At 37.9% G+C, this 24,141-nt stretch carries 25 protein-coding genes; 7 read left to right on the top strand and 18 right to left on the bottom strand.

Annotation, left to right across the window (positions count from 1 at the left end):
* Window positions 1-556 precede the first annotated feature (556 nt).
* The 6 genes from QSJ81_RS05250 to QSJ81_RS05225 form a co-directional block, all read right to left on the bottom strand.
* Window positions 557-985: a hypothetical protein gene (locus QSJ81_RS05250; RefSeq protein ID WP_285716368.1), complete on the bottom strand. Its 429-nt coding sequence runs from the start codon at window positions 983-985 to the stop codon at window positions 557-559.
* 120 nt (window positions 986-1,105) lie between these two features.
* On the bottom strand, window positions 1,106-1,378 hold the full coding sequence (locus QSJ81_RS05245; RefSeq protein WP_285716367.1) for a hypothetical protein: 273 nt from the start codon (window positions 1,376-1,378) through the stop codon (window positions 1,106-1,108).
* Window positions 1,379-2,041: 663 nt separating this feature from the next.
* A complete protein-coding gene (locus tag QSJ81_RS05240; RefSeq protein WP_285716366.1) occupies window positions 2,042-2,398 on the bottom strand; it encodes an antibiotic biosynthesis monooxygenase family protein in 357 nt (118 codons plus the stop codon).
* A 382-nt stretch (window positions 2,399-2,780) separates the two neighbouring features.
* Window positions 2,781-2,975, bottom strand: a complete 195-nt coding sequence (locus QSJ81_RS05235; protein WP_285716365.1) for a DUF255 domain-containing protein — start codon at window positions 2,973-2,975, stop codon at window positions 2,781-2,783.
* A 66-nt stretch (window positions 2,976-3,041) separates the two neighbouring features.
* Window positions 3,042-3,617: a methyltransferase family protein gene (locus QSJ81_RS05230; RefSeq protein ID WP_285716364.1), complete on the bottom strand. Its 576-nt coding sequence runs from the start codon at window positions 3,615-3,617 to the stop codon at window positions 3,042-3,044.
* A 688-nt stretch (window positions 3,618-4,305) separates the two neighbouring features.
* Window positions 4,306-5,181 (bottom strand): SDR family NAD(P)-dependent oxidoreductase, encoded by an 876-nt coding sequence (locus tag QSJ81_RS05225; protein WP_285716363.1) that lies wholly within the window; start codon window positions 5,179-5,181, stop codon window positions 4,306-4,308.
* 210 nt (window positions 5,182-5,391) lie between these two features.
* Here QSJ81_RS05225 and QSJ81_RS05220 point away from each other — a divergent pair, with 210 nt between their 5' ends.
* Window positions 5,392-5,850, top strand: a complete 459-nt coding sequence (locus QSJ81_RS05220; RefSeq protein ID WP_285716362.1) for a MarR family winged helix-turn-helix transcriptional regulator — start codon at window positions 5,392-5,394, stop codon at window positions 5,848-5,850.
* Between the two features lie 197 nt (window positions 5,851-6,047).
* On the opposite strand, the gene QSJ81_RS05215 is transcribed toward QSJ81_RS05220, so the two are convergent.
* The 8 genes from QSJ81_RS05215 to QSJ81_RS05180 all read right to left on the bottom strand — a co-directional run bounded on the left by QSJ81_RS05215 (window position 6,048) and on the right by QSJ81_RS05180 (window position 11,922).
* On the bottom strand, window positions 6,048-6,179 hold the full coding sequence (locus QSJ81_RS05215) for a hypothetical protein (protein ID WP_285716361.1): 132 nt from the start codon (window positions 6,177-6,179) through the stop codon (window positions 6,048-6,050).
* A 26-nt stretch (window positions 6,180-6,205) separates the two neighbouring features.
* Window positions 6,206-6,364, bottom strand: coding sequence for a hypothetical protein (locus tag QSJ81_RS05210; RefSeq protein ID WP_285716360.1), 159 nt, complete (start codon window positions 6,362-6,364; stop codon window positions 6,206-6,208).
* Between the two features lie 87 nt (window positions 6,365-6,451).
* Window positions 6,452-6,988 carry an HXXEE domain-containing protein gene (locus QSJ81_RS05205; RefSeq protein WP_285716359.1) on the bottom strand — a complete coding sequence of 179 codons (537 nt, stop codon included), beginning with the start codon at window positions 6,986-6,988 and terminating at the stop codon, window positions 6,452-6,454.
* 454 nt (window positions 6,989-7,442) lie between these two features.
* Window positions 7,443-8,198: a carboxylesterase family protein gene (locus QSJ81_RS05200; RefSeq protein ID WP_285716358.1), complete on the bottom strand. Its 756-nt coding sequence runs from the start codon at window positions 8,196-8,198 to the stop codon at window positions 7,443-7,445.
* A gap of 74 nt (window positions 8,199-8,272) precedes the next feature.
* Window positions 8,273-8,854 (bottom strand): flavodoxin family protein, encoded by a 582-nt coding sequence (locus tag QSJ81_RS05195; protein WP_285716357.1) that lies wholly within the window; start codon window positions 8,852-8,854, stop codon window positions 8,273-8,275.
* A gap of 292 nt (window positions 8,855-9,146) precedes the next feature.
* Complete coding sequence (locus QSJ81_RS05190) at window positions 9,147-9,875, bottom strand: SDR family NAD(P)-dependent oxidoreductase (protein WP_285716356.1); 729 nt, start codon at window positions 9,873-9,875, stop codon at window positions 9,147-9,149.
* Window positions 9,876-10,053: 178 nt separating this feature from the next.
* Window positions 10,054-10,842: an MBL fold metallo-hydrolase gene (locus QSJ81_RS05185; RefSeq protein ID WP_285716355.1), complete on the bottom strand. Its 789-nt coding sequence runs from the start codon at window positions 10,840-10,842 to the stop codon at window positions 10,054-10,056.
* A gap of 486 nt (window positions 10,843-11,328) precedes the next feature.
* Window positions 11,329-11,922, bottom strand: coding sequence for an acyl carrier protein phosphodiesterase (locus tag QSJ81_RS05180; RefSeq protein ID WP_038672654.1), 594 nt, complete (start codon window positions 11,920-11,922; stop codon window positions 11,329-11,331).
* Window positions 11,923-12,459: 537 nt separating this feature from the next.
* Here QSJ81_RS05180 and QSJ81_RS05175 point away from each other — a divergent pair.
* The 5 genes from QSJ81_RS05175 (at window position 12,460) to QSJ81_RS05155 (ending at window position 18,383) form a co-directional block, all read left to right on the top strand.
* On the top strand, window positions 12,460-12,894 hold the full coding sequence (locus tag QSJ81_RS05175) for a MarR family winged helix-turn-helix transcriptional regulator (protein ID WP_285716354.1): 435 nt from the start codon (window positions 12,460-12,462) through the stop codon (window positions 12,892-12,894).
* 132 nt (window positions 12,895-13,026) lie between these two features.
* Window positions 13,027-14,442 (top strand): DHA2 family efflux MFS transporter permease subunit, encoded by a 1,416-nt coding sequence (locus QSJ81_RS05170; RefSeq protein ID WP_285716353.1) that lies wholly within the window; start codon window positions 13,027-13,029, stop codon window positions 14,440-14,442.
* Window positions 14,443-14,459: 17 nt separating this feature from the next.
* Window positions 14,460-16,997 carry a PEP/pyruvate-binding domain-containing protein gene (locus tag QSJ81_RS05165; protein WP_285716352.1) on the top strand — a complete coding sequence of 846 codons (2,538 nt, stop codon included), beginning with the start codon at window positions 14,460-14,462 and terminating at the stop codon, window positions 16,995-16,997.
* 712 nt (window positions 16,998-17,709) lie between these two features.
* Complete coding sequence (gene dmpI / locus QSJ81_RS05160; protein WP_285716351.1) at window positions 17,710-17,904, top strand: 4-oxalocrotonate tautomerase DmpI; 195 nt, start codon at window positions 17,710-17,712, stop codon at window positions 17,902-17,904.
* A gap of 113 nt (window positions 17,905-18,017) precedes the next feature.
* Window positions 18,018-18,383: a winged helix-turn-helix transcriptional regulator gene (locus tag QSJ81_RS05155; RefSeq protein ID WP_285716350.1), complete on the top strand. Its 366-nt coding sequence runs from the start codon at window positions 18,018-18,020 to the stop codon at window positions 18,381-18,383.
* Between the two features lie 652 nt (window positions 18,384-19,035).
* Here QSJ81_RS05155 and QSJ81_RS05150 read toward each other — a convergent pair.
* From QSJ81_RS05150 to QSJ81_RS05140, 3 genes are all read right to left on the bottom strand, one after another.
* On the bottom strand, window positions 19,036-19,671 hold the full coding sequence (locus tag QSJ81_RS05150; protein ID WP_285716349.1) for a hypothetical protein: 636 nt from the start codon (window positions 19,669-19,671) through the stop codon (window positions 19,036-19,038).
* Between the two features lie 256 nt (window positions 19,672-19,927).
* The gene (locus QSJ81_RS05145; RefSeq protein WP_285716348.1) at window positions 19,928-20,146 is read right to left on the bottom strand and encodes a hypothetical protein; all 219 of its coding nucleotides are present in this window, start codon (window positions 20,144-20,146) and stop codon (window positions 19,928-19,930) included.
* Between the two features lie 342 nt (window positions 20,147-20,488).
* Window positions 20,489-20,830, bottom strand: a complete 342-nt coding sequence (locus tag QSJ81_RS05140; RefSeq protein ID WP_285716347.1) for a winged helix-turn-helix transcriptional regulator — start codon at window positions 20,828-20,830, stop codon at window positions 20,489-20,491.
* Between the two features lie 105 nt (window positions 20,831-20,935).
* Here QSJ81_RS05140 and QSJ81_RS05135 point away from each other — a divergent pair, with 105 nt between their 5' ends.
* Window positions 20,936-21,319 carry a RidA family protein gene (locus QSJ81_RS05135; RefSeq protein WP_285716346.1) on the top strand — a complete coding sequence of 128 codons (384 nt, stop codon included), beginning with the start codon at window positions 20,936-20,938 and terminating at the stop codon, window positions 21,317-21,319.
* Between the two features lie 761 nt (window positions 21,320-22,080).
* Here QSJ81_RS05135 and QSJ81_RS05130 read toward each other — a convergent pair.
* Window positions 22,081-23,061 carry a GNAT family N-acetyltransferase gene (locus QSJ81_RS05130; protein WP_285716345.1) on the bottom strand — a complete coding sequence of 327 codons (981 nt, stop codon included), beginning with the start codon at window positions 23,059-23,061 and terminating at the stop codon, window positions 22,081-22,083.
* Window positions 23,062-24,141 lie beyond the last annotated feature (1,080 nt).

Below are 24,141 nucleotides of genomic sequence, written 5' to 3'. Positions count from 1 at the left end.
TTGGATTTTTCCATCAGATGCTTTATCAGTTCCTCTCTTAGCGATTTATTTCCTACACTTTTCAAATCATTGATTCCTATTCCTTTTTCAGCCAAATACCTATTTATATATTCAGTCACATTTAACTGATCTATTTCCTTTTCTTCACGGACATCTAGCAAAGTTCCTTCAATAAACTCATTATTGAACCTGAATGTCAAGGGGACAGGTCCTTTGACATTACTGCGGTTTTAACAAAAAAAATGTCATATGTGAGTCAGGTGACGGTTTTAAGTCTATAAACTTCCTCCAATAGAGTAAGACAAGGGGACGGTGGTTCTGTCTTAAAGTTTCTTTCAACAATTCCCCTTTTCGTCAGACACTACCTCCGTCCCCTTATCCTTCATCTTATTAAAACAGCGGGGCAGGTGTGATGTTTTTAAACGTCACACCTGTCCCGCTATTTTTCTCGATGAATCAAATGATAGGGTAACGCTTTGAAGGGTTCATTTTAAGCGTCCGATGTGTATGGATACGGATCGGGAGAAATGCGAAAAGCATAACTCCTTTTGTTTGGTTAGAATTTTATAACATAGTCACTTTGACAATAGCGTATTTCAATTCCATAGAGAATAAAAGATATTATCAACGCTATAATTGTCCACTGTGGATCATAATTTAGCTTATATAGTTTCCATGCATTATCATCATGATTTCCCAACCATACTAAATTAGGATTGTTCTTGTCGTACACAACCGAAACTTTGCTGTTAGTAGGATGATCCATTCCCCATAAAACAACGTCCCCTGTGTAACCGTCATACGAAATCTTATAGTTATTAACTTTTGATGATCTGTTCAATAGCGCTTTATAAGGGGCGTAACACAACACCTTTCCATCAGTAAAAATACCATTGTTCGCTAAATTAAATGAGTCAACTATAGAGTAGCCATTAAATATGATTAAGAGTAAAACAACTACTACAATTCGAATGATAACACGCATTGTATACACACCTCCCATGTCTATAGTGGAATATCTTTTAACAGCAGAGAAAACACAGGGACAGGGACTATGTTTCGTTATTGAAAACAACATCACTGTCCCTGCGACACTCCTTTTATGCTAGTTAAGCTGATCTAAAGTCTTTCTACTCGTATCCGTTTTAGTATCGAACTTCTTAGGTGAACTATTATTTGCGGGTTGCTGATCATCTCCGTAATGGTCAGTTTTTCTGCTCGTATCTGTCTCAGTGTTAAATTTCTTAGGTGTGCTTTGTGTCTGTTGAGTTTGTTGAACAGCTGGCTGTGTTTCTGGAGTTTTTTTATCATTAGAAGCCATTCCACAACCTGTTAAACTTATTAAACTAATAATTCCTACAAAAATTAATATTTTCATTTAATTAAACATCCTTTCCATTATTATAGATTTCTTAACTTATTACAATTGTATAATTTTAACACAAAAATCAAGGGAACGGTTCTTCTGAGTACCTGTCTTCTTCTCTCATTTATATAGTTAGAATTTCTTTAAAATCCCATATTTCTATCCTATTTACCATTAAAATACAAAATTCCTGCAAAGCTAAAATGTCAAGGGGACAGGACCTTTGACATTACTGCGGTTTTAACAAAAAAAATGTCATATGTGAGTCAGGTGACAGTTTTAAGTCTATAAAACTCAAAGGGACGGTTCTTTTGAGTCACTCCCTTCTTTCTTCTCATGTCATAAACATGGGACATGGGGACAGGGACACTGTCCCATTAAGCTCTATCAATCACACCTTTACATATGCCCGTAATTCTGGCTAGCTGACACGAGGTTGCTGTCACCTCTTACAGCTTCGTATATTGCTGGTAGAGACAAGAATCCTGTCCCACTTCACCAAATTCATCAGATACATTCCTGATTAGACACTCTCACTCGAATAAAAGTAGTGACCAATCCCTTAGGGACACGGGGACAGGTTCTCTGTCCCAATAGATCCTATCAATCACAGATACCTTAATAACCTCGCAATATTAAGCCAAAATCATAAATAGAACTCTGATTTATTATCCATTATTTAGATATCATTTTTTCACCCTCATCAACTTTAAAAAGCCCAAGTCGCTCCACCTTGCAGATCCTCGTTGCAAAACTTTCATACCACAACTCCTGACCTAGTTTTTGAGCTATTTTGTGACGAGCGTTATCCTTCCAATTTTCAATAGCTTCTAATGATTCCCAATATGATACAGTTATACCTACGCCAGCAGCATCTCTGACACTTTCCGCCCCTAAAAAACCTGCCTGACTAAATCCCAGTTCAACCATTTCATTAGCCGTTTTATCGTACCCATTATCACCTTCAGTTCTTACCGAAGTAAATATTACCGCATAGTAAGGAGGCTGAGGAGTTTTAGATATTGCACTCATAGAATCACTCCTGTCATTGTTATATGATCAACTTCTTAAGAAGAACTCAAAGGGACGGTTCTTTTGAGTACCTATCTTCTTCTCTCATTTACATAGTTAGAATTTCTTTAAAATCCCATATTTCTATCCTATTTACCATTAAAATACAAAACTCCTGCAAGGCTAGGCTGCTTTGCAGGAGTTTGTCATATATATTGCTTTTTTGATCAGCTCTTTTTATTCGGAGTTTACAACGGCTCATTATCAAGACAAAGGAACCGTCAGATCCTTTATTATCGAGCTTTATATTAACAATTGCGCTTATCCCTCTAAACAAATATTAGTTCCATTGCCATCAATGGCATGTAAATCAAGGTAACATTTTCATTTATTTTAAACACAGCTACGAATAGCCCACGGACAAAAATACAGGCCGATTCTCACTGTGCTTTCCGAACGCTTCTGCTCCCCATGGATACCAATCTAGTGGATTATTGGTATATTGGAGTAAGTACGGACCGTGAACTAAACGATTGGATTTATTAGTATTGCGACTATTAACGTCGTAATTTTTAGTCCTAGGATCATAATAGGTCATTGTCATCCCCCCATTAATCTCAATCTTGGGTAATAGAACCCCAGATAGATTAGCACTATAATTATGTCAAAAAATTAATGGTATTAAAGCCCAAGTTCTTTTTTTATATTCTACATACTCATTTCCAAATGTATCTACTAAAAAATTCTCTTCCTTAATTATTTTTAATATGTAAATCGCTACACTAAGTAACATTCCTATGAATGAAGCTAAAGTGCCAATTGTAATAAATGTTCCGATAAATCCCCCAATAATTCCAGTATATATTGGATTTCGAATATATTTATAGGGACCTTTCGTTACAAGACGCTGCCCTTGTACCTTCTGTATTGCCCCACTCCAATTTCTACCTAATATTATTCTGGCCCAAATTGAAAATGCAAGGAATAAAGTCAGAAGTAACAAACCAATGACTTTTATATGCTGTCCTTGAATAATAATTATTTTCCACAATATTAGATTATTATAATTTGATAATGATAGCCAAAATGCTAGTACCACAAAAAACAAGTGCAAAAATCTCGAAATACCTTTTTGCCCTGCATTTTCACTTTTTACACTCCATCGAATCCTTATTCCGGCAATTATCCAATAGACCCAAAAAATTCCCCATAAACAACCAACATAGAAAATTTCTTTCAACTAGAAACGCCTCTCATAGTTAATTTTATAATGGTTAAAAGCTCTGCTCCCACGGATGCCAATCGACTACTGAAGTAAATATGGACTCTTTTCGTGAATTAATAGGTTGAGTTTATTGGTGTTTTGGCTGTGTATATTGTGATTTTTTGTTTTGGGGTCGTAATAGGTTTTGTTTTCCATGAATAACGCCTCCCGATAATTTATATGGTTAGATTGTCCATTAGTGGAATGGTTTACTCAGTATAAAGTAAAATCTACTAATTTATATAAATATTTACCATTGTTAAAAATGCTTCAATTAATAATTAACTATACCTTGCACAATTCGCCAAATAGTATTTATATTTTCCTTTAAATTCATTTTTTTGTAAAATGCGGCCATTTTTTTTTGCAGAATACCAACGTGGTACACCTGTCCCGCAACTGGCAAATAAGATTTACCTCTACCAAAAAATAGAGTTGTCCCAAACACCGTCTATATAAACTCAAGGGGACGGTTCGTTTTAGTATATCTTACAAGGGATAGTGCTCCTGTCTTGGATTTACCGTTAATATACAAAACTCCTGCAAGGCTAGCTGCTTTGCAGGAGTTTGTCGTTATATATATTTTTGATCAGCTCTTCTTATTCGGAAATTTGGGGATAAACGTAAAAATCTGAAAAGCTTTCGATATCCTTATTATATCTGTTCATTCTATCAAACCTCTTTGTTGCAACAATTCTTTCGTAACATTCCACAGTTTATTTTGCATGGTGATATCTCCGCCAGGGTATACAGGCACAATAGGTGCGCCTGTGCCAACGTTGAAATACCCACCAGTCACCCCCTGGTATTCTGGATCAACAACCAAACGAGTAATAATGTTAGCCCCTTTACGTGGATCTCCGATATGCAAAAAGTTCAAGATGCATTCAAGCATAGATGCAAACCAGAGCTCACGTCCGAGACCCGTTACGTTAAAACCTGGATTTAGTGCATTAACAGTGACTCCAGTCCCAGAAAGTCGACGTGCCATTTCCCCAGTAAACATAATTTCAAATAGTTTAGTTTTTCCATAAAGCGCAGACGAACCTCTAGCAGTAAAAGTAGATGTATTGGTCAAGTCCTCGGGCAACTTAAGTTCACCATGGTTGTGTGATGCTTCTGAAGCAACATTGACAATCCTTGCATTTTCTGAATTCAGTAAAGATTCCTGTAATGTATGCGTCAATAACCATGGTGCCAAATAATTCACGGCTATCATTTCTGCAAATCCCTCGGATGTGATCCGCTGCTCGAATGCATGCAGTCCCGCATTATTCACTAGTGCATCAATCTTTGAATATGCGGCTTTAATCTCATTTCCAATCCTTCTGACATCTTCCATTAATGACAAGTCGCCGAAAAAAAAGTCTACTTCTGCTTTTGGCGCAAAATCTTTTATCATTTTTCTAGCCATCTCAGCCCGATTCTTGCTCCTAGCTGTTAATACAATATGATTACCACGCTTTGCTAGTTCAATTGCCACCAATTGTCCAAGACCACTAGTGGCACCAGTAATTACAACAATTGGATAAGCTGACATAACAATAATCCTCCTTAATATTTGTTTAATTATTGATTGTCAACTCATATTATTTATCGACAATCAACTTTTGTTAGATATAATAAAGTCTCATTGCTTGACATATGCAAGACGAAAAAATATACTTGACATATATCAAATATACTTAAATATTTGATATATGTCAAGTATATTTGAATACCTACAACTAACATTGAAATGAGGTAAACCATGGAGAATAATACTCAAAACAAAAACACTAGGAGAGCACAGTTGGAACTGAAGCTCGGCGAACAGTTAAATGCACTGATTAGTGCCTCACATGCACTCAACGTCAGAACTGCAGAGCGTTTCGATTCATCGTTACAACCAGCGGCTTTTCTTATTGTGCGTTGGCTTTTCTCATTTGGTCCAACAAGTGCCACAGTTTTAGCAGAATCAACAGCTATGGATCGTAGCTCTGTCAGTCGTCTTGTCACTCAACTCAAGTGTCTAGGTTACGTAAAGAGTGAACCATCTCCTAGTGACCGTCGAGGTATACTGTTATCTTTGACTGAGCTTGGACTACAAAAGGCTACAGATGCTTTAAAAGAGAAAGAATTCATATTCTATGAACGCATTTCAAAATGGGATGATTACCAACTTGAAAAGTTTGTTGAAATGCTCAGACATTTTAATGATCACGAGTAAAAATAACTATACTTTTTTTAACCTCATCGCAGAAAACAACGTTGAACTTCGTCGATAAAATGTCTTCCCGCAGGCGGCTCGGTTCAGATGGAGACTCAAAGGGACGGTTCTTTTGAGTCATTCCCCTCTTTTTGTCATATGTCATAAATATATGATCATAAACTTCTTTTCGAAAAATCGTGTCCCATATTTCTATCCTATTTACCATTAAAATACAAAACTTCTGCAAGGCTAAGCTGCTTTGCAGGAGTTCGTCGTAACATGGGACAAAGGGACGGTGGTCCTGTCTTGCAACGTCTTTCAATAATTCCCTTATTGACAACTGCCACTACTTCCCCTTGCCTTTTTATGTTATCTACTCAAGAGCATCTACCATGTTAGGTTTGATCAAAACCTTATCTCCAGGCTTAATAAATTGAAATATACCTCCCAATTCATCAAGCAATTCTTTTATAGCTAATTCAACTACTTGTTCATCATAAGTATCTGCTTTGGCAACAACTACTTTAACCATTCGAATATCCCCTCACCTAATTATAATGAATTTCTCTTTAAATTCTAATACATGTTGAATATGTACAAAAAAAGTATCAGCATTACGCTAATACTTAATCACAGTAATATCTAATCGTTTTTCAAATCTTCTTGCAAGATAGTGACAGAAATATAGATTTACTACAATAATAAAAATTACTATTGGAGATAACCACCATATATATATCCAATTTAATAATCCTAAGCAGTTTAGATAGTATAAAGTATAGACACTAAAAACTCCTGTAATTATACCCGTGCCAGCACCAGGAATATACCTTTGCAAAGCAATAAGTTGAACTAAATGCACAATAACATGGAATAAGTAGCCAATCGTTATCACCGCAAAAAAAGAATATTGACTATATTCCACACAGATAAGCGTTAACACAGATAACAATATAAACTCTTCCAATACTGCCAATGAAAAAGAAGCCGTAGATAAGTTTTCTATTTTAGGAAAAAAACGCTTAGCCACTTGAGGAAATTTCTCGTATATATATGCTTTATTTTTCTTAATCCATGAGTTGATAAATATAATTTCCTCAAAATCATGAACCATAAAATTAATTGGAAGTAACCACATTAGAGATTCTAAATGCATTTTATGTCCTCACTTCTGGGAATATTTAAGGTTTCACCTTTAACTGAAATTACCTTGCCTTTTATATCGGAACAAGACGCGGGGACGGTGGTTGTGTCTTAGAACCTCGTGTAAAAATCCCTTAAGTCAGACACTACCTCCGTCCCCTTGTCCTTTCTTCAAAATCCAAATCAAATTCCCGAGTATTCCTTAAAATCACAAAATCGGATTTTTCTTCAATGTGTCTCATTCTTTCCCCATGGGATTTACCATCAAACCCGGAATAATCACACATGTCAAGGGGACAGGTCCTTTGACATTACTGCGGTTTTAACAAAAAAAATGTCATATGTGAGTCAGGTGACGGTTTTAAGTCTATAAACTTCCTCCAATAGTAACACCATTGTTAACGTCAGAATAGGGTATACTTCATTTTGACCCAGAAGTCCACAGGAAAAGGCATGTTTTAGGAAGGTCAATGCTGACGAGTATTTGCAAGGAACCAGTCATACAGGTCACGATTTTCGTACGCTTCTTTGCCGATGTAGTGTCCTTTTCCAGGTAAGATGGTAAAACGTGGTGTCGCTCCATGTGCACGAAGTGCGTTAATCATTGCCTCATCATTTTTTAGAGGGCATATTGTATCTTGGTCACCATGGAAAGCCCAGATAGGCATAGATATAAACCGTTTATTCCAAATGTCTGGAATTTCCGGACTAGCGGCCATAGGGGCGACTGCTGCAAAGTATTCGGGATGCCGGGCGACCATATGCCACGTACCATTACCGCCCATGCTTGTCCCTGTAAGATAAACCCGGTCTGGGTCTATTTTGTATTCTTTTATAATATGGTCCAATAGCGCAGCTAACATGTCTGCTTTAGTCGTCCAGTATTCACCATCAGGACACTGAGGAGCCAGAACAACATAAGGGAAATCCTCCTGCTCTTCTGCAAGCAATGGAGGCCCATAGCTTTTAACTAAGTCAAGGTTCTGTCCTCGTGCCGTAGCTCCATGAAGAAAAAGAATCATTGGCCACGGGCGGTCTATTCGGGAGTAGTCGGCAGGAAGAACTACCATATACTGTAATGTCACTCCGTTATATGAAAAAGTATCTCTTTGTTCAATATAGTTTTTTCCAGCGCTTTCCTCCGACTTCATGTCCTGTGCATTGGTATTGATTAGTCCTAAGTTAATGACAATACACAACAATGCAAGAAATATGTATTTCATACAAAATCCTCCTTTAGGAAAACTCAAGGGAACGGTTCTTTTGAATTTGTCTCTCTATACTAAAACAATGTTCATTAACTACCCTGAATTTTTTTTAATAACCAAGCCATGTTTTCTCCAATATTTTTCATGTTGACCATCCCTTCTTGGTCTTGCTTCACTTCGCCTATATTATTGCCATAAGCCATATTCCAGTAAGTTGAGCCTACGAGAAACATTTCTTTACTATGTAAAAAATGATTTAACGTATCAAAAGCGCTAGTCGCACCGCCACGTCGAGCAGCAATTACTGAGGCTCCAACCTTATATTTTAATAGCCCCTTATTCGCGGCTAGCACAATACTAGACCGATCAATTAATGCCTTTATCTGTGAAGTTACTCCTGCGGAGTATACGGGTGAACCGAGAATAATGCCATCTGCGGCGATCATTTTTCCCAAACAAACATTGAAAAAGTCGTCTGTCATAATGCATTGTTTATTCTTTAGTTTCATACAAGCTCCACAAGCGGTACAGCCCTTTATGTTTTGACCAGATAATGAAATCAGTTCAGTATCAATTCCTTTTTGATTTAGTTCATTAAACACGGTTTGAATTAATAGAGCTGTATTCCCTTCTTTACGAGGACTTCCATTAATGCCAACAACTTTCATCATTTACCATCTCCAACGTTTCATCTTAACCCATTAAATAATCACAGGGACGGTTCTATTGAGTCATCCCCCTCTTTATCCCATATTTCTATCCTATTTACCATTAAAATACAAAACTCCTGCAAGACTAAGCTGTTTTGCAGGAGTTTGTAGCATACATGTCAGAAAACACGGGGACAGGGACTATGTTTCTTTCATTATTGAAAACAGCATCCCAGTCCCGTGTTTCTGTATGCTTTGAATAACTTCAATGACTTTTTGAAATAAACCTATTAACGCGGTAGTTATATGGTTTTTATGCTTTTAGTAAATAATTAGCTTCATAATCCATAGCCACGCCATATTCGTTCAATACCTTGCCTTGGTAATGCTTTCCATTAGTTAAAAGGTCAACAATGATCTTGCCACCTTGCGGAAGAGTCTTCATGAATGGTCCTGTCGTATTTCCGTTCAAGTCAGTAGTAATCCCGCCCGGCATCACACCAAATATTTCAACTGAGATATTATTTTTTGTATAGTACGCGCCAAAAGCCGCAATCATTGAGTTTAATGACGCTTTACTAGTCATATAAGCGAAAGGTGCAAAGAAATCATTGGCAACTGTTGGGATGCTCAAATTCAAGATACGCCCATTATTAGCCGCTAATATGGGTGTAAAGGCTTTAATCATTTCAAAGTTTCCAAAGAAATTCACATCAAAAACTTCCCGTAATTCAACGGAAGTGAAATCTAAAGCACCCTTATGCATGTCACCGGGGATACCGGCATTGTTAATCAAAACATTCAAGTCAGCATGATTGGCTTTAATATATTTCGCAGCAGCATGAATAGTTGACACATCATTCAAATCTACTTTGATCCATTCCGCATTGACACCACCTGCTTTGAGCTCCTCCACGGCTGCTAAGCCACGTTCTTCACTACGTGCTCCCAATAAGATTGACCAACCTTGTTGACCTAATTGGCGGGCAGTTTCAAAACCAATCCCTTTATTCGCACCGGAAATTAATACTTTATTTGTCATAATAACTCTCCTTTAAGATTTATTAATCACACTTGAATATAACTAGAAAACTCAAAGGGACGGTTCTTTTGAGTACCTAGCTTCTCCTCTCATATACGCTACATCAATATAAATAGTTGAGAACAACTCAAAAGAACCGTCCCCTTAATTTCTACATAAAAAAATGAAGAATACGAAGTTATTTGGAAAATAATCCTTTATCAATAATAAGTTGAAGATTGCGTTGGTGGAAAATTCTTTCTGGCTCAGTTATATTAACTTTAGGTTTAACACAGTCTTCAATCTTGATATTTAAAATTAACTGCTCAGAATTATGGACACGAGCCTCCTTTACATACCTTTCTAATCTTTCTAAGTATCCTAAACCATCATTTATCTTATCCATAGACGCTATACCATTATGCCCTGTTATGACAATACTTCGCTTTGTCATATGAATTCTATTTAATGCTTCTCTTATCATTTCTGGGGTAGAATAACATAGATAAGCTAAATTACCAAAGACATGATCACCAGTAATAATTAAATCAGCCGCTTCTATATCTATAGCTACAGTGCTTAGTGTATGACCAGGATTATGGAAAATATTAAGTAGATAGATTCCCCATTTAAGTTGTAAACAACTATCAAAAACTATACTTGGTTCTACAAAACGAGCTCTTTCTTCTTCACTTCTAAAAAGTTCAGAAGTAAAAGTGTGCAAATAATTTTTATGGGCAATGATCTTACTTTCTGGAAAAAGAGAAAATGCTGCCATATGGTCACTGAAATAATGTGTACTTATAATATAGGTCACTTTTGTCTTGAAAGTTTTTGAAATGATTTCTCTAAGTTCAATAGCATCTGCACGGCTTGCTAACCCATCAACCAGCACAGCCTCATCGTTATTTAAAATTAAAATAGCATTTGCGTTGAATTCCGATCCAGTAAAAATCCATATATCCTGTTTAACCATTTTAAATTCCATAAAATAATCCTGCCTTTCTATTATGTTTCGCAGTATATTACAGAGCCGTTATGAGAAGAATGCGTATTAAACATTAAATAGTGTTATATGAGATTATCTTCTGACGGAACTCAAGGGGACGGTTCTTTTGACCCACTCCCCTCTTCTCGCCTCACATCGTCAATATATTAGCATAAGCTTTTCCTTGAAAACGGTATCCCATATTTCTATCCTATTTACCATTAAAATACAAAACTCCTGCAAGGCTAAGCTGCTTTGCAGGAGTTTGTCATTGTCAAAAGAAGCAAGGGGACGGTTCTCTTGAGTCAGTAGATTTCCCGGTTAGCCCTGACGAACAGTTTCTTATTCATGTTTGCTGCGGCAACATTAGCACGCATTCTTAAGGGAGCAATCACAAGGGACGTCAGACCGTGTGAAAAATAACCTCATTTTTCACACGGCCTGACGGTTCTTTATCTCATGAAAGAAGACAGGGATGGGATGGTTTTATAACTGGTGAATGCCTTTAAGTTTATTTGCATACTCAATTGCATAGGGAAAAAAACTTTTAAAATCAAGTTCTAAACTTTCATAATTCCTAATCAACTCATCTACTGGGTTCAATAGAGGATGCTTTGATTTAGAAAATCTCCATGAAATTCGCTCTAATGATTTTTTTATACCATTTATCTCCCTATACGAAACAAGCCAGTTTTCCTCTATCATTAAAGGCATCCTTGTTGTTAACTTATCTGGTAAACAATAAGAAAATCTTTTAAGTATACTATAAAAATTATCAGCATATTCTTCTAAGGATATTGAAGAATACTCAGACCAGTTCTTAGCTAAGAAGTGATCATAGAACATATCAATTAATACCCCTGCAAATCTCCTATTCAAGCTTGAAATTCTTTTTTTGCTCTCTAGAAAAACCGGATTTGAGTCGGTAAAACTATCAAGTTTTCTATGCATAAAAATACCACTTTTTATAGAATACTCAAAGTTATTTTCCAAAGATTTATTTACAAAATCACCAAGAAAATTACCAAGCATACTTTCATTATTGTTGTCTGAGAGATATATATGCGCTAAATAATTCATTTTTTCTCCTCACTATAAAACTCAAGGGAACGGTTCTTTTGAGTACTATCTTCTGTCCCATGCCCGCGCTACGTAATGAAGGCCTATCTTTGAAAAGCAAACCCCATATTTCTACTCTATTTACCATCAAAATACAAAACTCCTGCTAAGCTAGGCTGATTTTCAGTGCAGGGACATGGGGACAGGGACACTGTCCCATTAAGCTCTATCAATCACGCTTTTACATATGCCTGTAATTTTAGCTAACTGGCGTATCGTAACTCCTTCTCGTTCTTTTAACCTGCGCAGCACATCATTTCTACCCAAATTCACTGAAAACCTCTTTTATTTTGCTTACTTCTTATAATTTTGTTCTTATTACTGCCTATTCCGCTCTTGCACACTCTCGGATAACCCAATTACAATTAGCTTTTTGTGTCTACATTCTTGTAACATTATACCATTTATAATCAGCAGTTGACACTTAGAACTCTAACTGTTAGAATATGTTCATAAATTAATTTAGATTATAATCCACATTTGAAAGGAACTAAAAAAATGGCTGAAAACAAGTCTTGGGCGAACCAACCTTTTTCTTATCTATTCAGAGTGATAAGCATTAAAATGAAAAATAAAGCTGACAAGAGTCTTGCAGAATTCGGTTTAAATTCTCAACAAGGACATACCCTCGGTTACATTAATTCCAATGAAGGAATTATACAGAAGGAGTTAGCCGATTTTTTTAAGAAACGAGACGCCAGTATAACTAGCATGCTTCAAGGCCTTGAAAAAAAAGATTTTATTGAAAGAAGAATTCCTAAGGATAATGAAAGAGAAAAAAGAGTTTACCTCTTGCCAAAAGGAAAAGAATTAATTGAAGACTTCGATAAAAAATTTCAAGAAATAGAAAATGATATTACAAAATGTCTAACTGATGATGAGATTCAAACCTTGCTTCGCCTTTTAACAAAAATTAACAGCAACCTAAAGTAAAATTTTCCTTACAATGTTCATGTAATTTTTTAACCTTATTATTAGAATTCTAACTATTAGCTACTAATCTTTTAGAAAACTAAGGATTTTTGTTATCATTCAACAAATTTTCATTTTTTAGGAGGAATAAAGATGAGGAATAATAGATGGCTGGCTCTGTCGGTCATTATATTAGGTACTTTTATGACGATGCTGGATACAAGTATTGTGAATATAGCAATCCCAAAACTCATGGATATATTCAACGTTGACCTAAGAAAGGTAAAGTGGGTATTAAGCGCTTATTCCCTAGCACTAGCAGCAGTAATTCCCTTGACGGGATTTTTGATCGACACTTTTGGAACGAAAAGAGTATTCATTTTCGCTTTATCCATGTTTACATTGGGATCGATGTTATGCGGATTATCTTGGAGTAATAGTTCGTTGGTAATGTTTAGAATCATTCAGGCAATCGGTGGCGGTATGATTATGCCGGTTGCAGTCACCATTATCTTTACTGTATTCCCCCATGAAGAACGGGGCGTAGCGATGGGATATTGGGGAATTGTAGGAATGTTTGGTCCGGCTCTGGGGCCAACTATCGGTGGATATATTATTGCAAACATGGATTGGGGGATGATGTTTCTTGTAAACGTTCCGCTTGGCATCTTAGGCATAACAATAGCAAGCTATTCATTGGAAAATTCTCCGACCAAGCCATTTAAACGTTTTGACATAGTCGGATTTATTTCTTCAGTGATCGGTATTGTGAGCTTACTCTATGTTCTTAGCGAAGGCGCCTCGATGGACTTAGGAAGTATATCAAACTTGATACTGCTTTCTGTTGGAAGCATCAGTACAGTGATTTTCATCATAAATGAACTGACCATTAAAGAGCCCTTACTTGATTTACGCGTTTTTAAAATATACAACTATACAGTGAGCCAGATCGTTCAGACTTTACACGGACTTGCCTTTATGGGTGGTGTGCTTATCCTTCCTTTATACTTGCAGGAAGTAAGAGGTTTTAGTGCGCTAGACGCAGGTTTATTACTTTTTCCTTCAGCAATAGCCGCGGGGGTTACGTCAGCCATAAGCGGCAGATTGCTAGTCAAGGTTGGACTCAGAATATTGACCGTACCCGGTCTTTTCATTGTCGCAGTTACCACTTATCAACTATGTTTTCTGGATATGAATAGTTCTGTTCAAACCATTTTGTTGTTATCCACATTGAGAGGACTTGGTATGGGATTTTGTATGCAGCCGGTTGGAACTGCCGGGATATACGCGGTTCCCAGCCATCTCGTAGGCAGAGCCTCGGCACTGCAAAATACCATTAAACAGATCAATCAGGCACTATGTATAACCATTTTAACAACACAGATTCAAAATCACCGCTTGCAGTTTGCTGATCAAATCACTGAGCAAGCAAGTGGCATTTTGCAGCAGCAAGCTTATAATGCTGCCTTGAATTACGCGATGATGTTAACTCTAATTACAAGTCTCTTATCCATCATCGCAGTCATGTTTATGAAAGATCAAAAAATAATAAAAGCTCAAAAAGCATAATATGAGGAGTGAGTTATATGTTAAAATATACAATCAATTTAAAGGGACTAAATAAAGAATCTTTATCAATTGCAGGCGGTAAGGGTGCAAATCTAGGTGTGTTAATCCAAGCGAGGCTTCCCGTTCCTCCTGGATTCGTAATCACAGTAGCAGCTTATCGAAAGCACCTGGAAGCTGCAAATCTGAAAGAGTCGATAAAAGCTAAACTGGACAAAATCGCTGAGAATGATATTTCTGCTATAACTGAGGCTAGTCAATGCATTTCCACCTGGATTGAAGAGTCTCCCATGCCTAATGAGGTGCAGGAAGAGGTAAAAAGGGCATATGCTAGTTTTACTCAAGAACTGAGCAGCCATTCTGATGTATTGGTTGCAGTTCGTTCAAGCGCTACTGCCGAAGATTTGCCCTCTGCATCCTTTGCGGGACAGCATGAAACGTATCTCGGCATTTGCGGGATCGATGAGATCCTTAGAAATATAAAAAAGTGCTGGGCCAGTCTCTGGTCGTCGCAGGCCATATCCTATCGCATTAGTATGGGATTTGAACATCTCAAGGTAGACTTGGCTGTTGTTGTCCAATTAATGATCGATGCTGAGACTGCTGGGGTCATGTTCACGGCAAATCCGGTCAATGGCCGACGGGATGAAGTGCTTATTAGCGCTGGGTACGGTCTGGGAGAATCGATTGTAAGCGGACAAATAACGCCAGATACTTTCATCTTATCAAAATCCGGAAGCGTCAAAGAACAAATTTTAGGTTCCAAAGGAATAAGAATTTTGCTACGCAAAAACGGCACGGTGCTAGAAGAAGTTCCAATGAAAAAGCGGCAAGAATTCTGCCTTGGCAACCGTGATTTTCAGCAATTGACAGACCTTGCTAAAGCGGTCGAACAGCATTACGGATGCCCGATGGACACAGAGTGGGCTCTTTCACAAGGGAAAATCTATATGCTGCAAGCCAGACCAATCACCACTGAGTTATCCGCCCCTGAAGATACGGATATTTTAGGCCCTGATGATCAAATCATTTTCCAGGGTAAAAAAGCTCCTTGGGGCTTGCAAAGCGCTATGGAACATTGTTCGGAACCTCCGACACCGTTGGATTTCGCTTACATTTGTTCCTGTTATCAAGGCTTTGATAGTTATTTGTACAACGAGGTGGGCTTTAGTCTGCCTAAGAGTCCGATGAGACCTATCGAAAGAGAGAGTGGCTGTGTTGCTATTGATCTTAAACAAGCGGAATTCTCCCCTGCTATGCTATGGAAAATACCAAAATTACTCATTAGAGAATACACCATGGACATTCGACTTTTTTGGCAATCCTTGTCTAACGAAATAGATTTGTGGATTAAAAGAATGAATGAAGAAGGAGAGAATACAACGGATGCAGTAAAACTAGCAAAGTTGATTGATCAGGCAGTAGCCGAAATGGGAGTTCTTTTTCAGAAAAGGATATCTGATTTCGTACCTAATATCGTTATCGACTTAAAGTTTGACTATTTAATCAAAAAAGCGGTAGGAAAAAAACGGAAAGAAGAGGTGAAAGAAAATCTCCTTAAAGCATTGCCCTTCAGAACGGCTCTGCAGAATAAATCATTGGTAAAAGTTGCACATGCAGCAGCTTTGTATGGAAAAGACAGCTCTGAATTTAAAAATGAATTTGATGCATTTTTAGCAGAATACGGCGATAGACCTTCGGCAAGTATGGCTCCTACCCTATCAGCCTATACATGGCGAGAAAAGCCGGAAGTCATTTATAACCTCATTGATTCATTAGTGAGTGACAACGAGCTGTTCAATTCTGAGGCAAGCTTTAAAAAGCAAGAAATTGCCCTTGAAGAGGCAAAGGATGAAATCAAAAAAGTGCTAAATAAAAAACAATATGACAACTTCCTTACAATACTTGATCTAGCCAGAGAAGGAGTGATCATTCGAGAAGAAGGTTTGTTTTATATAGAAAAACTCACATCTTGTGTGCGCAGATTAAGTTTAAAACTTGGAACTATGCTCGAAGAAAAAGGTGTCCTATGCGAAGCAAGTGATATATTCTTTCTTTTCTTGGAAGAATTAGGGCCTGTCGCAGCGGGACAATTAGATCTTAAAGGAAAGATTGCCAAAAGGCAAAGTGCTTATAAAAAGGTCTATGCTGCCCATGAAAAGGGTATTCACTGGATGATATCTACCGGATCGTTTCCTGTATTTAATAAAAAAGAAAAGCAAGCTAAAAACATTGATAATCCAAACGAATTTAAGGGAATTTCTGCAAGTCGTGGAATGTATGAAGGTCCAGTCTGCATAGTAAGAGGACCATCTGAATTCCATAAATTAAAAAAGGGAGATATTCTTGTGTCACCCTATACTGCTCCAGTTTGGACGCCACTTTTTAGGTTAGCATCCGCGGTGGTCACTGAAATCGGAAGTGCAGGTTCCCATGCTGCAATTGTCTCGCGGGAATATGGCCTACCCTGCGTGGTAGATATACCGAGCATCACAACTATATTAAAAGATGGACAAATAGTACGTGTAGATGGCACAAAAGGAATAATAACTGTCTAGTATGGGCCAATAATCAGATATTCCCGTGCCGCTTCGCTTCCTACTTGCTTGTGTGAAAGCTGTCCGCCTATCTCCTGCTATACAAGATTGCTTTTCTCCTTTAAGGCAGTTGCAGAAGCAATTCGCCCTTAATCAGCACATCGCGCTTTCGAAAGAGTCAGGTCGAGTAGTATCAAGAGGACAGGTCCCTTGACACTTGCACCTTCCTAAAAACTCAAAGGGACGGCTCCTCTGATTCATTCCCTCTTTTTGTCTCATCCCATAAATTTACGATCAGAACTCAAGGGGACGGTTCTTTTGATCCACTCCCCTCTTCTCGCCTCACATCGTCAATATATTAGCATAAGCTTTTCCTTGAAAACGGTATCCCATATTTCTATCCTATTTACCATTAAAATACAAAACTCCTGCAAAGCTAGTCTAAGATATGACCTAAAAGTATGCTTATTTTAAAAGGTCAACTCTTCCGTATTATTTTCCCTTGTCCGAATAATAACCTCCAATACCTTTATTCCCTTTTCGCACTCGTTACAACCTATTTCTCTTTAAACTATTCTATCATTTGAATCTCAAAGATACAAAAAAACAATCCTTTGAGTCTACTCTTCTTCGGGCAGCTCCAAAAAAAAAATTCGAAAAAATATTGCTACTAAAAAAGAAGCATGCTATACTTATCGTAGCATGCTACAATAAATATATAGGAGGTGCGATTATGCCAGTAATTACAGTGAAAATGGGAAAAACTTCGGCTGAAAAGAAAAAGGAGTTGATTGAGAAATTAACTTCTGCAGCAACTGAGGTTACCAATATTCCTGCAAGCTCTTATACTGTCTTTATTGATGAGTTTGAGTATGACAGTATTGGTGTCGGCGGTCAGACGTTAGCTGAAAAATTCGCGACTAAGTAAGATATCTAAAACCCCCCCTCTTCTATTACGAGGGAGGGTTTTAGATATCTTACCTTATATTGAGAAAAGCTGTATAATATATATTACTGTTTATACATTAAGGAGGAGTCAATATGTCAATTCCACGTCCAGGTAAACCGGTTAGAGGATCACAATCGGGGTCTCCAATTATGGCTCTTTTTGATCTTTTGGGTAGGAGTTGGGCTATGGGTGTCATCTGGAATTTGCAAAATGGCCCATCAACCTTCAGAGAGCTCCAGGAACGGTGCGAGTCGATCTCACCTTCTATACTGAACGACCGTATTAAGGATCTGAGGGAAGCTGACATTGTAGAACGTACGCTTGAAGGTTACCAGTTGACTCAACGAGGTAAGGCACTCATTGAGTTGCTTCTCCCGTTTAAGGACTGGTCACTAGTCTGGTCAGAAGAAGTCTTCAACTTTACAAAACACGCTATGTTTAAGAAAGAAGTTAAATGATGCTTTCCCTTTGTAGAAATCACAGTCATCCAATGTTCAATAAAGTGACAGAGGGGACGTCAGACTGTGCGAAAACGATAGAACGATATTAGTGGTTACAATGTAATAATGGGATTGTAAGAGTCAAGGGACGGTTCTACGAATCACTAAAGTCTTTTGACTATATTTCTACCAATACCTAATAAAACATTCTCCCATATTTCTATCCTATTTACCATTAAAAATACAAAACTCCTGCAAGGCTAGGCTGCTTTGCAGGAGTTTGTCGTTATATTGATTTTTTGATCAGCTCTAACTTTTGTCTATTCTCTATGATCACTGCATAGACAGGAGTTCGGCACCGCGATCCGTCACCCTGCATTCCGCCCTTATCAAGATGGACCCGCGGGTTCATACCCCAAACTCCAACGCCTTATAATGCTTGTACTCCGTACCGTCAAAATGGCTGATAAGACTTCTTGAAGGGAAATTATCATCCATAATCCACCCGCTCTCACACTGGCTATACCGGTCTCTAGCAAGGCAAAAACAGCTGTGCAGAAGTCCGAAAATCAGCCCTGATCCTCGATATTTAGGCAATACACCGATCTCTGCGATCTTAAGGGAGTATCACGTAACTGCTCTATGCATACTGTTGCACGGCTGTGCGGGGCTAGGGGGCGTTATCATTATCGCTGTCATTAGTAGGTTTTAAGACAGGTTCGGCTATAAGGCTTGATAGGGAAGTTTTTGAAGCCATGTTTCCTTGTTTAAATTGCAAACTCAAAAGAGTTATTAAAAGTCCTCTTGCAATTGTTCCAATAATTATTAAGAACACAAAATCAATATATGGGCCAAATGGGGTTAGGTAGATAAAAGCATTTAATCTGACCAGTATTGAATTGAATCCAAAAGCAAACAGCCCAGCCCAAATTACAGTTGCCACAACGAATGACTTCCAAGAATTCGAATACTGGTAAAGAAGCATGGCAGATAAAGGTAGTATTGTAAGGTCACTCATGAAAAAATTTTGTTGTAGAGGAACTAACCTGAACAATGTTGCCCAAAAACCAAATAATTGACCAACTGAAGAGTATACCGAAAACGCTACTGCCACTAATGAGCCAAAAAGCAATAACTCTACAATCCGTTTCTTGTCGGCAAAATAGAAAAATATAGCGTAGCTAAAAAGAACGGCAAGCACAAACCCAATCCATAATGGGGAAAGAAACTGATCCGATAACCATTTGCTAAGGATTATATTATTTAAGTATTTCGATGTTTGAAGAAGTTGTTCATTTGTGACCATAGGTATAAGCCTCCATTCTATTCTATCCATATCTTTCCCAGTCGGATTTCTTTTATTCTGAGACGCGGGGACGGTGGTTCTGTCCTGCAATTTCTTTCAACAATTCCCCTTATTAGCAGACACTACCTCCGTCCCCTTGTCCCTTTTATTACCCTCCTGCCATTTTTATACACACTCCGGCAAAAGGTAATATTATCCTGCAAAATTTACATATAAGAAAAAGCGCCCCTAAGGACGCCTCTAATAAATATAAATTTTAAATTGGATATTTTTTTACAATATCCTCTAGAGGTTGAATACAACCAACCATATACGTGCGTATTGTTGGTAATGGAATTGGGTTATCGGCTGTTTTCCCTCTTTCTAATTCCGTGATCGACTCCCAACGTTTTAGAGCTATTATCACACTATCGCAGTCATTTTTCTCAAAACCAGCTAATATTAAATCATCAAACCAGTTCCTAGCAAGAATCATACATCCTGCAACGACGTATATTGCATGGGAGAAAGACAGCCTCTGACAAGCATTCCGCGCCAGGCTACCGCTGATAAAAAACTGCATGATTATCTGGTTTGCGATGAAAAAACGGAATATACATTATCAGACATTTAGTTAAAGATTTTTCGTATGGTACAAGTATTTTGCTGTACGCCATTACTTACTTTCTATACTATGTACAACATAAAATAAAACCGAAAATAGAGCTATCCACGCAAAAACGCCGCCTTAGTGGGACTATGGGCGGCGTTTTTGCGCGGATAGCAGTACTTCGGGTCAACTTGGCTCGGAGTACATAAATCCGCCTGACAGGGCAGCCTATTTATTTTGATTCCTTGCTCCCCATTCGCATAATCCTTCCAAAACAGGCAAGAGCGTTTCTGCTTTAGCTGTCAAACGGTACTCAACTTTAGGAGGAATTTGAGGATACTCTTTTCGTTCTATCAAACCATCTGATTCCAGTTCTTTCAATTGTGAACTCAATATCTTAAAGGTAATCGAGCCAATTTGTCTTTTTAGGTCATTAAAGCGGACTGGCTGGTTTTCTGCCAAAAGGTATATGATAACCATTTTCCATTTACCGCCAATCACTGACAAGGTGTATCCAAAAGGTGTATCCTGGATATTTTTTACCTGACCCTTATATGCAGCCATTCCCATAATTGACACTATCCTTTCTGATAGTACATATCAATAAAGTGCGTACTGTATTTTTATTTGCTGTCTTGTTATACTAAATTTACTTTAAAGTAAAGGAGAGAGAAAATGGCTAATATTAAAACTTATAATCATAATCTTTGGGATCATGGCATTTCCCAAGCCTACAGCGTGAATGGCACGATTTATATTTCTGGGCAATTTTCCCATGATTCGGAGGGCGCATTTATTGGCGAAGGTGACATTGAAACGCAAACTCGCCAGACACTTAAAAATCTTGACCATGTGTTAGCGGAGTTTGGTGTCACGAAATCCAACCTCGCTTATGTGGAAATTTATCTGGCAGATGCTGGGGAGCATTCGGATTCCGTCATTAGGCTGTTCAAGGGATACTTAGGAAAGCACCGTCCAGCGGGAACTCTTGTAGGAGTGCCGTATTTTGCTTTTCCGGCACAATTAATTGAAATAAGTGCTGTCGCATATACAGACTAATATATAAAACAATCTCTATCTGGATGTCAGGTAGGGATTGTTTTATATAGGAATATTGAAAAATTCCCTGTTTATATAGAGAAATTATACTTTAAAACAGTTGAAAAAACAATATGGGACATGGGGACAGGGACACCGTCCCATTAAGCTCTATCAATCACGCTTTTAGATATGCCCGTAATTCTGGCTAGCTGACGTATCGTAACTCCTTCTCGTTCTGTAACTGAACCCTCAACCTCAAAGCTTTTGCCTTTTGTCAATCGGACAAAGAACTTAGCCTTTTACCTAAAGAAGTAAAGTAACCGTCCCTTTGCTTCTTCCTGAGCATAACTTTACTCTTGAACTTCTTATTTCTCTTGCAGCTCTGAAGGCTCTTGCTTTGCCCAACTACTACACACAAACTCACTAACTACCGCCGCAACAAATGCTGCGATGAATAACGCACCTATCCAAGTACAGAACTGCAAACAAGACGCGGGGACGGTGTTGTGTCTTATTAACTAAATCCCTTTATTTGCTCCAGTTACCCTAATTATCGTATAGACTAACCTTCTTATCATACGGCAGACACTACCACCGTCCCTGTAATATGTAGTTGAAGGGTTATTCATTTTTGGCAATAGAAAAATCTTCCCTGGGACGGTCTCATTACAGTGCAGCTTAAGATTAATCGGGGGTCTGCGTATCACCTATAACGACGAATTTTTCAATAACATTTTGAGTCGAATAACCGTCACCTGACTCGTTATCAGAATGTCATCTCATGCTTTAATTTCATAATAATCCATTATCGATGTCTCCACGAAGCCGCAGGACTTATAAAGATTGAGGGCATTAGCGTTTTCAGTAGCCACTTGAAGCATAACTTCACTTGCATTCATTTCTTTTAACTTTTCTATAGCCATCATTAGAATTGCTCGTCCAATCCCCTTCCCACGATGCTCAGGTAATACGCCTAAGCCATAGATTCCACCAATTCTAGAGGTTAATTGAATATGGACTTTTCCAATGATCTGTTGATCTTTCTCTACAAGATACATCGTCATCCCCCTCTTTTCTTCCTCTTCAGGTAGTACTATGTCTTCATTTGGTATGATCGTTTCTGCTTCTGCTGAAACGATACCGGGTTCATTAGCATTCGAAGTATTTTTAAAATCCCGAAATTCGTCGCTAAAATAAATCGTATTTTGTCGGGCAATCTCGCCGGCATCGGCATTGGTGGCTTTCCTAAAAGTAATTCCACACAATTGTCTTTGAAGTGGTTCTAAGTTATCTTCTTTGAGATACATCTCATATTCTGAGTGTTTGTACTGTGCACCAGTTCTCTTGATAAATTTCTGTCCAGAGTTTGATTTTCGGTCACTCAATAGAAGCATACTACCTGAATTTCTTTTCTTCCACTCTGCTATGACCAGTTCAATTAGTGTCTTAAAAACACCTTGTCGCCTGTAGTCAGGCTGCACCATGCCATTTACTTCTATCGGTGACCCAGTGCCTCCAAAGCTACAAATCCCAATATAGCCAATAATCTGTTGTCCCTCAAAATACATAAATTCATTTACGTTTTTAATACCGGAGATCTTATCATTTTCAGAAGTGACTCCGTTTTTATAATCAAGCTCGAGTTTTAGGGCCGTTTTATCTTCATAGATACATTGATCTTGAAGCTTCTTGATCAAATCATAATCATCATGATCAATGGTCTCCTTGAGTTTGATCCAAGGCTTCTGTATATTTGTCACCGACAAAACCTCCTCATATTAATAAATACCGTTATTTATCTTAGTAATCAAACCAACGTTCCACGTCAAATCATTGGCATTGATTAGGAGCAAAAAGGAACAGTAGGCCATGCGAAAGCATCTCTATTTTTTATGTAAATCCTCTTAACTCTACCCTGTACCAAGTGGTTTTCTGCTAACTTCAAAAGTCGCAAAGTATTTACTTGAAATATTTACCACAAAATATAAAATCCCTGCCAACTACTAAAAAATTATTTGAATACTACTTTTTGGTGATTTCAAACATATTTGTTCTACCACTATGAAAAAGAACTCCTACCAAATACACCAAAATTTTGCAGGTCGAAAATCTTGTTTTAGGCCATAATATTATTACAAGGGTTCGCACGGGGACACGGGGACACCGTCCCATTAAGCTCTATCAATCACGCTTTTAGATATGCCAGTAATTCTGCATAGCTGACGCATCGTAACTCCTTCTCGTTCTTTTAACCTGCGCAGCACATCATCTCTCTGTTTTTTGCCGAGCTGCTGAAAGCTCACAAGGGACGGTTCTTTTGAGTTGCTCCTATCTTTTTGCCTCATGTCATATATAAGCATGAGCTTTTCTTCGAAAACAGTCTCCCATATTTCTATCCTATTTACCATTAAAATGCAAAATTCCTCAGGGCTAGGCTGCTTTACAGGAGTTTGTCGTTATATTGGATTTTTTGATCAGATCTAACTATTGTCTATTGTCTCTGCCCATTGCATGGATAGGGGTTCGACACAGTGAGCCGTAACCTTGTAAATCCACCCACTGTAGCTTTGCTGGAACATATTAATTTTCAATTCTTAGTCTTTGCTACACAATAATGAAAAGGTCAGCCTCTCGAATAAGAAGCTGACCTGTATATTCCTGCTTTCATTGGATTTTGATGGATATATCTTCGCCACACTTCAGAATTTTAACCATTTTTTGATTTTCCTGGTAATCTATACCTTTTTATAGAGGTACTGAATTACAAAATGCTTTATTATAAGGGGAGTACTATCATAAGTAAAGGGTATAGAAGCCGTCCCAAAGTTCTAAACGATCAG

This window comes from Pelosinus sp. IPA-1 (assembly GCF_030269905.1).
Lineage (GTDB): Bacteria > Bacillota > Negativicutes > DSM-13327 > DSM-13327 > Pelosinus.
Note: the sequence above shows the minus strand (reverse complement) of the source record. Positions and strands in the feature narration are given on the sequence as shown.

Bases quoted from the DNA above. Each gene is read 5' to 3' on its own strand.
- QSJ81_RS05250 (WP_285716368.1), bottom strand. From the start codon at position 985: ATGCGTGTTATCATTCGAATTGTAGTAGTTGTTTTACTCTTAATCATA.
- QSJ81_RS05245 (WP_285716367.1), bottom strand. From the start codon at position 1,378: ATGAAAATATTAATTTTTGTAGGAATTATTAGTTTAATAAGTTTAACA.
- QSJ81_RS05240 (WP_285716366.1), bottom strand. From the start codon at position 2,398: ATGAGTGCAATATCTAAAACTCCTCAGCCTCCTTACTATGCGGTAATA.
- QSJ81_RS05235 (WP_285716365.1), bottom strand. From the start codon at position 2,975: ATGACCTATTATGATCCTAGGACTAAAAATTACGACGTTAATAGTCGC.
- QSJ81_RS05225 (WP_285716363.1), bottom strand. From the start codon at position 5,181: ATGTCAGCTTATCCAATTGTTGTAATTACTGGTGCCACTAGTGGTCTT.
- QSJ81_RS05220 (WP_285716362.1), top strand. From the start codon at position 5,392: ATGGAGAATAATACTCAAAACAAAAACACTAGGAGAGCACAGTTGGAA.
- QSJ81_RS05210 (WP_285716360.1), bottom strand. From the start codon at position 6,364: ATGGTTAAAGTAGTTGTTGCCAAAGCAGATACTTATGATGAACAAGTA.
- QSJ81_RS05205 (WP_285716359.1), bottom strand. From the start codon at position 6,988: ATGCATTTAGAATCTCTAATGTGGTTACTTCCAATTAATTTTATGGTT.
- QSJ81_RS05200 (WP_285716358.1), bottom strand. From the start codon at position 8,198: ATGAAATACATATTTCTTGCATTGTTGTGTATTGTCATTAACTTAGGA.
- QSJ81_RS05195 (WP_285716357.1), bottom strand. From the start codon at position 8,854: ATGATGAAAGTTGTTGGCATTAATGGAAGTCCTCGTAAAGAAGGGAAT.
- QSJ81_RS05190 (WP_285716356.1), bottom strand. From the start codon at position 9,875: ATGACAAATAAAGTATTAATTTCCGGTGCGAATAAAGGGATTGGTTTT.
- QSJ81_RS05185 (WP_285716355.1), bottom strand. From the start codon at position 10,842: ATGGAATTTAAAATGGTTAAACAGGATATATGGATTTTTACTGGATCG.
- QSJ81_RS05180 (WP_038672654.1), bottom strand. From the start codon at position 11,922: ATGAATTATTTAGCGCATATATATCTCTCAGACAACAATAATGAAAGT.
- QSJ81_RS05175 (WP_285716354.1), top strand. From the start codon at position 12,460: ATGGCTGAAAACAAGTCTTGGGCGAACCAACCTTTTTCTTATCTATTC.
- QSJ81_RS05170 (WP_285716353.1), top strand. From the start codon at position 13,027: ATGAGGAATAATAGATGGCTGGCTCTGTCGGTCATTATATTAGGTACT.
- QSJ81_RS05165 (WP_285716352.1), top strand. From the start codon at position 14,460: ATGTTAAAATATACAATCAATTTAAAGGGACTAAATAAAGAATCTTTA.
- dmpI (WP_285716351.1), top strand. From the start codon at position 17,710: ATGCCAGTAATTACAGTGAAAATGGGAAAAACTTCGGCTGAAAAGAAA.
- QSJ81_RS05155 (WP_285716350.1), top strand. From the start codon at position 18,018: ATGTCAATTCCACGTCCAGGTAAACCGGTTAGAGGATCACAATCGGGG.
- QSJ81_RS05150 (WP_285716349.1), bottom strand. From the start codon at position 19,671: ATGGTCACAAATGAACAACTTCTTCAAACATCGAAATACTTAAATAAT.
- QSJ81_RS05145 (WP_285716348.1), bottom strand. From the start codon at position 20,146: ATGATTCTTGCTAGGAACTGGTTTGATGATTTAATATTAGCTGGTTTT.
- QSJ81_RS05140 (WP_285716347.1), bottom strand. From the start codon at position 20,830: ATGGGAATGGCTGCATATAAGGGTCAGGTAAAAAATATCCAGGATACA.
- QSJ81_RS05135 (WP_285716346.1), top strand. From the start codon at position 20,936: ATGGCTAATATTAAAACTTATAATCATAATCTTTGGGATCATGGCATT.